7 protein-coding genes (1 of these 7 running past the window's edge) are annotated in these 6117 nt (G+C 41.0%); 1 reads left to right on the top strand and 6 read right to left on the bottom strand.

Annotated features, from left to right (window positions below; genetic code table 11):
* A protein-coding gene (groL, locus tag BRLA_RS02215) for a chaperonin GroEL (RefSeq protein WP_003333512.1) crosses the window boundary here: on the bottom strand, positions 1-1505 show its 5' portion. It extends 130 nt beyond the left edge of the window; 1505 of the gene's 1635 nt are visible here — the first part of the coding sequence; the start codon lies at positions 1503-1505; its stop codon lies beyond the left edge, outside the window.
* A 60-nt stretch (positions 1506-1565) separates the two neighbouring features.
* Positions 1566-1847: a co-chaperone GroES gene (groES, locus tag BRLA_RS02210; RefSeq protein WP_003333513.1), complete on the bottom strand. Its 282-nt coding sequence runs from the start codon at positions 1845-1847 to the stop codon at positions 1566-1568.
* A 323-nt stretch (positions 1848-2170) separates the two neighbouring features.
* Here groES and BRLA_RS02205 point away from each other — a divergent pair, with 323 nt between their 5' ends.
* Positions 2171-3439: a CAP domain-containing protein gene (locus BRLA_RS02205; RefSeq protein WP_003333514.1), complete on the top strand. Its 1269-nt coding sequence runs from the start codon at positions 2171-2173 to the stop codon at positions 3437-3439.
* A gap of 1 nt (position 3440) precedes the next feature.
* On the opposite strand, the gene BRLA_RS02200 is transcribed toward BRLA_RS02205, so the two are convergent.
* The 4 genes from BRLA_RS02200 to tatA all read right to left on the bottom strand — a co-directional run bounded on the left by BRLA_RS02200 (position 3441) and on the right by tatA (position 6104).
* Positions 3441-3980: a hypothetical protein gene (locus BRLA_RS02200; protein WP_003333515.1), complete on the bottom strand. Its 540-nt coding sequence runs from the start codon at positions 3978-3980 to the stop codon at positions 3441-3443.
* Positions 3981-4147: 167 nt separating this feature from the next.
* Positions 4148-4804, bottom strand: coding sequence for a Bax inhibitor-1/YccA family protein (locus BRLA_RS02195; RefSeq protein ID WP_003333516.1), 657 nt, complete (start codon positions 4802-4804; stop codon positions 4148-4150).
* A gap of 119 nt (positions 4805-4923) precedes the next feature.
* On the bottom strand, positions 4924-5715 hold the full coding sequence (gene tatC / locus BRLA_RS02190) for a twin-arginine translocase subunit TatC (protein ID WP_022586379.1): 792 nt from the start codon (positions 5713-5715) through the stop codon (positions 4924-4926).
* Between the two features lie 20 nt (positions 5716-5735).
* Positions 5736-6104: a twin-arginine translocase TatA/TatE family subunit gene (gene tatA / locus BRLA_RS02185; protein WP_003333519.1), complete on the bottom strand. Its 369-nt coding sequence runs from the start codon at positions 6102-6104 to the stop codon at positions 5736-5738.
* Positions 6105-6117: the final 13 nt, after the last annotated feature.

Genomic DNA, 6117 nt, shown 5'->3' with positions numbered 1-6117 from the left:
GATAGAGCAGAGCGAGTTACTTTAGCCGCGTCTACAATACCCTCTTCAATCATATTTACCCATTGTTCAGTAGCAGCATTGAAGCCAATACCTAGTTCTTCTTTTTTCAAACGCTCTACGATTACGGAACCTTCCAATCCAGCATTCGCTGCGATTTGGCGTACAGGCTCTTCCAAAGCACGAAGAACGATTTGTGCACCTAGACCTTCTTCTCCTTGAAGGTTTAGCTTCTCGATAGCATGCATAACAGAAATTAGTGTTGTACCACCACCTGCTACGATACCTTCTTCTACAGCCGCACGAGTAGAGTTCAGAGCATCTTCAATACGAAGTTTTTTCTCTTTCAACTCAGTTTCTGTAGCAGCACCAACTTTAACAACTGCAACACCACCAGCTAATTTAGCTAGACGCTCTTGCAATTTTTCACGATCAAATTCAGATGTAGTGTCTTCGATTTGTTGACGGATTTGAGCTACACGACCTTCGATAGCTGCTTTTTCCCCAGAACCTTCAACGATCGTTGTGTTTTCTTTAGTAACAACAACTTTCGCAGCACGGCCCAATTGTTCGACTTTTGTTGCTTTAAGATCAAGGCCCAATTCTTCAGTGATTACTTCACCGCCAGTAAGAGTAGCGATATCTTGCAACATCGCTTTACGACGATCACCAAATCCAGGAGCTTTAACCGCTACTGCTGTGAAAGTACCACGCAATTTATTAACTACCAAAGTAGCCAAAGCTTCGCCTTCAACATCTTCAGCAATGATAACTAAAGGTTTACCGCTTTGTACTACCTGCTCAAGTACTGGCAATACTTCTTGGATGTTTCCGATTTTTTTATCAGTGATTAAGATAAACGGATTGTTAAGAACAGCTTCCATTTTATCAGTATCAGTGATCATGTAAGGAGAAGCGTATCCACGGTCGAATTGCATACCTTCAACCACTTCAAGCTCTGTTGCGAAACCTTTGGATTCTTCAACAGTAATAACGCCGTCTTTTCCTACTTTTTCCATAGCCTCAGCAATCAAGCTACCTACTTCAGGATCATCAGCAGAAATAGAAGCAACTTGTGCGATTGCAGATTTGCTTTCTACTGGTTTGGAAATAGAATGGATTTCTTCTACAGCAGCACGAACAGCTTTATCTATACCGCGACGAATTACCATTGGGTTTGCACCAGCAGTTACATTTTTTAGACCTTCACGAATCATGGAAGCAGCAAGTACAGTTGCAGTAGTTGTACCGTCACCAGCGATATCGTTGGTTTTAGTAGCAACTTCTTTAACCAATTGCGCACCCATGTTTTCGTATGCATCTTCTAGTTCGATTTCTTTTGCAATCGTTACACCATCATTTGTAATCAATGGAGAACCGAATTTTTTTTCTAGAACAACGTTACGACCTTTAGGTCCAAGTGTTACTTTAACTGCATTTGCAAGAGTTTCTACACCGCGCAACATAGAGCGACGTGCATCTTCGGAGAACTTGATTTGTTTTGCCATCTAATACTCAACCTCCAAATAGAAATATGTGTTTAGGGTAACTCAGTATGTTACGGTACCTTAGCCGATAACTGCCAAAATATCGGACTCACGAAGTACCAAATATTCTTTGTTGTCCAGTTTAACTTCTGTACCAGCATATTTAGAGAAGATTACTTTATCGCCTTCTTTTACTTCAAGGGCGATACGCTCACCGTTTTCAATGCGACCAGAACCCACTGCAACAATTCGACCTTCTTGTGGTTTTTCCTTTGCAGTATCAGGCAAAACAATACCACTAGCAGTTGTTTCTTCTTTAGAAATTGGTTCAAGTACGACACGATCACCTAATGGCTTCAACACAAAAAACACCCTCCTCAAAGATAGTACATAATTTTTCTTAAACGGTTAGCACTCACCTTTAAGGAGTGCTAACACCCAATTCCTATAATAATAAATCACTGAATGCTTTGCAAGTATTTTCAAGTACATTTACAGACAAAAACTTCTATCCCTGTAAGGTCTGGGACTAAGCATCCAGTCTCTTCATACATATATCTTCTGGAACTCTCTTATTCCACCTTCTTTTCTTTTATACAAAACTCTATTTATTAGTTCTATACTTGACGATATTTACTTATAGATACAATAGAGACAGATTGCTAGACTGCGAGGAGGAATAGTACATGCCTAAAAAAAGCTGGTTTCTTGTTTCAGCTCTTGGACTTTCACTTTTTGTTTTGTTGCAAACAAGCACGCAAGCCTCATCCGGAATGAAAAGTCATATGAGGATGATCTTCTCTCCTCTTTTTACGAAAACAAGCACGCTACATGCATCAGACTCTGACAAAGCCAAGGGTACTTCTGCTGATGTGATTGAAACAGTAAAAGAAACAACGAAAGCCGTTTTCCTGACAACGCTGACACCTGGGCACACCGCATCTGCTAAATCGCCCCTTCAGCAAAATCAACAAATAGTCACCCCTTCTATGAAGCAAGTTTTATCTACCGTGGAAAAAAGAGACGCCCCAACGAAGCCCCTTTTTTCTGATCCTATTCTTTTTGGAGTCTCCTTGCATATGAGTTCTCAGCAGGTGGAAGCCACATTAGGTATCCCTGATCGTCAAGAACCAAGCTTATTTGGATATGAATGGTGGATTTATAACAAGAATCCTGACCGTTATGTACAGGTGGGCATTTTAAAGGGGAAAGTAGTAGATGTCTTTTCTAATAGTCCGAAAGCCGCATTAACCAATCAAATACGTATTGGCACTTCATACGATACGCTCAAAAAGAGCTATTCGTTACAGGAGCGCGTTACCTTTTCTTATGAGGATACATTTGTAGAAATAAAAAATGATCGAGCACAGCGACCGTTACAGCTTGTAGGTGATATTCCTGTCTTATTTTACTTGGACAAGCATAATCAACAGAAGGTTACTGGCATCCGCCTCATCGACAAGCTAGTTCTGCTTCAGGGTGGATTCTACGAAACGAAGTGGACTTATACAGGGGAAGCACCCAATTTCACTCCCCCTACCCCTGATGCTAAAAGTCAGGAGGAGATTAATCGAGCGATGGAACGGCAGATATTAGATTTAACCAATGTCATGCGCTATCGCTATCAAATTCCACCATTACGTTGGAACGAAAAAGCAGCCATTACAGCCCGTAATCATAGCATCGATATGCAGCGCAATCAGTATTTTGATCATATTTCCGTAACAACAGGCTTATCTCCATTTGATCGACTGAAGAAAAATGGTCTGTCCTATCGAATGGCAGGAGAAAATATTGCCGCAGGATTTCCTGATGCTATAGAGGCCTCTCAAAGCTGGTTAAATAGCCTGGGGCATCGTAAAAATGTGCTTGAAAAGCAATTTGAAGAGCTAGGTGTAGGCGTCTTTTCTGACTACTTTACCGAAAACTTCGTTACGCTCTTTACAACCAAATAAATTATTTCTTGATGAGTTCACGTATCGTATTTACATCTCTGGTAAACTCAGCCAATATGGTTTCCTCACGCTGATTATGCAGGATAAGCCATGGTTTGCGTTGCCCATTCTTTGGCATCACCACAAAAACTCGCGAGATCTGATCTTTTATCTTTTCTTTCGGGACAGATACTTTTATTGGAGGGTCCACAGGGATTTTTAAAATAAAACAATGCTCCAACTGTGGGCTAATATCCTGGACTCTCCCGCTCACTGAGTGTAAAATCGTTTGCGCTTCCTGTTGAAAGAGAGTGCTATTTGAATAATGGGATACAACCTTTTGTTGGTCACTATCAAATAGCTCGACATTCTCTCCAGCTATCTGCGCTCCATCTGCATCGTTTCCTGTTGGGGTACCGCTAGTGGCCGTTGCTTGCTCCCCCTTATGTAAGAATGGGAGAATTCCTGAGATTGCACCTGCCTTCATCATCGTGAAACCTGCCACCACCGCCGATACGGATAAAAAAATAGCAGATACTACAATCCACCTTCTTTTTTTCATCTGTTTCACTCCTTTTCAAGCCATTTCGTCCATATAGTATTTGCCCAACAAAAAGCAGCTATACCCAAGCAGAGTAAGTCTTTTTTGTAAAACAATAAACTTCCAACCATACGCAAAAGCCCCCCTCCTGAAAAAACTCAGAGGGGGGCACATGCATTTTTTAAGAACTAATCATCACTATTTAAAATTCCTAAAAGACGGAGCAACGACAAGAACAAATTGATAAAATCGAGGTAAAGCGAAATAACAGCCATTGGGACATCATCTTCTTCTACCCCATGCTTGAACTGAGACACATCATATAGAATATAGCCGCTAAAAATCAAAATCCCGCCAGATGCTATTAATAGCTGCATTCCCGTTCCTAATGGAATAAACAGATTTAGCACCTGTAAAAGAATCAAGCCAATAAGAGCTGCAAACAAAAAGCCGCCGATTGAACTGAAGTCACGTTTGGACACATAAGCATAACCGGCCAATGAAATAAAGATAACTGTAGTGATGAGGAAAGCTGCGTTAACCAGCAAGGCCCCATTTTTCATTGCGTAGTATTGTAGAGTTGGCCCAAGCGTGATTCCACTGATGAATACAAAGGCAAATAAGAATCCATACCCGATTCGAACACCCTTTCTACGCATAAAAAAGGCGCCAATCAGCATTAGCAATTCAACAACTACCAGTGGCAGGATAAAGGCCGGGGGAACAAATGCTGTTCCTACCGCACTACCAATAGTAGACACCAGCAGTGAAATCGCAAACAATCTCAAAATTTTAGGAAAGTTACTCTCTTCCCGATACACTTGCTCCGAATAATTCTCGTTCAAGCTTAAAGCACCTCCAATTTTTGGTTCCTACTTAAGAATCCTACCGATTCATGACAAGTTCTGCAACTATATTTACACAAAAAGAGCATAAATATAACCTTATGCTCTTTGAAATACTGCTATTTAATTTCAGAATCAGCCTGAACCTCCACGCCACCGTATTCACGTTCCCATGCCTCATCCTCTTTCAACTGTCGACGATAAATGACTTTGGACAGAAACACACTAATCTCATACAAAACAAATAACGGAATCATTACGATAAAGTCACTCATGAAGTCAGGGGGTGTAATCACAATCGCAATAAAGGCTAAAATAAAATATGCATATCTTCTTATTTTAGACAGCCTTACCGGATTGATGATTCGTAGCCTTGTTAGTAAAATCACCAGGATCGGGAGTTCAAACAAAAATCCAAAAGGGACAATCATATTAAACATAAAAGAGAAATACTCACCTAATCCCCACATGACTGGAGTACCCAACTGAACGTTAATGTTCGTCATAAACAGAACCACTAACGGGAACACAACATAATAGCCAAAAGCTAATCCAACTAGAAACAACAGACAAATAACGGGAATAAATGATAGGGTTAGCTTTGTTTCATGTGGCTTTAAACCTGGTTTAACAAACGCCCATAGCTGTAACAAAAATACGGGTGTAGTCATTATCATCGAAACCAAGAAAGCAAACTGCATGTACACCTGCAGTGCATCGGAAGGCTTCAAGGAAACTAACGTATTCATAGAAAGATTAGCCATAGGCGTTTGCTGTAGATACATAACAACTGGCCCAGCGTAGTATAGTCCCACTGCTAATCCGATAACAAAAACGAGCAGAACAATTAAAAGACGATTACGCAATTCGCCAATATGTTCCCATATAGTCATATCTCTTTGTTTACCCATCCAACCTGCCTACCTTCTTCTTACGCTTTTGGTTCGCTGGAAGAGGACGCTTCTTTACGCTCCTGTTCGATTTTTGCGCGAATCTCCTTTTCTAGACGCTCGCGTTCCAAACGCTCACGAATTTCACGCTCTAGCTTTTCACGGTCAATTTTCTCGGAGGTCTCCACTGTATCCGCTGGTTTAGCAGTCGCTGCTACCAATTGCTGTTCGGCTGGTTTCTCTTTTTTACTCTCGTCAAAATCATCATTAGCAAGTCCACTTGTAGCTTTTTTGAACTCTCGCAAAGTACTGCCCATAGCTCTGCCTAACTCTGGTAGCTTTTTAGGTCCAAAAAAGATGATCGCTAAAATGATCAGTATAATAAAACCTGAAGCTCCAATTCCACTCATAGTCAACATCTCC

The organism is Brevibacillus laterosporus LMG 15441, from assembly GCF_000219535.2.
In the GTDB taxonomy this organism is placed as follows: Bacteria; Bacillota; Bacilli; order Brevibacillales; family Brevibacillaceae; genus Brevibacillus_B; species Brevibacillus_B halotolerans.
Note: the sequence above shows the minus strand (reverse complement) of the source record. Positions and strands in the feature narration are given on the sequence as shown.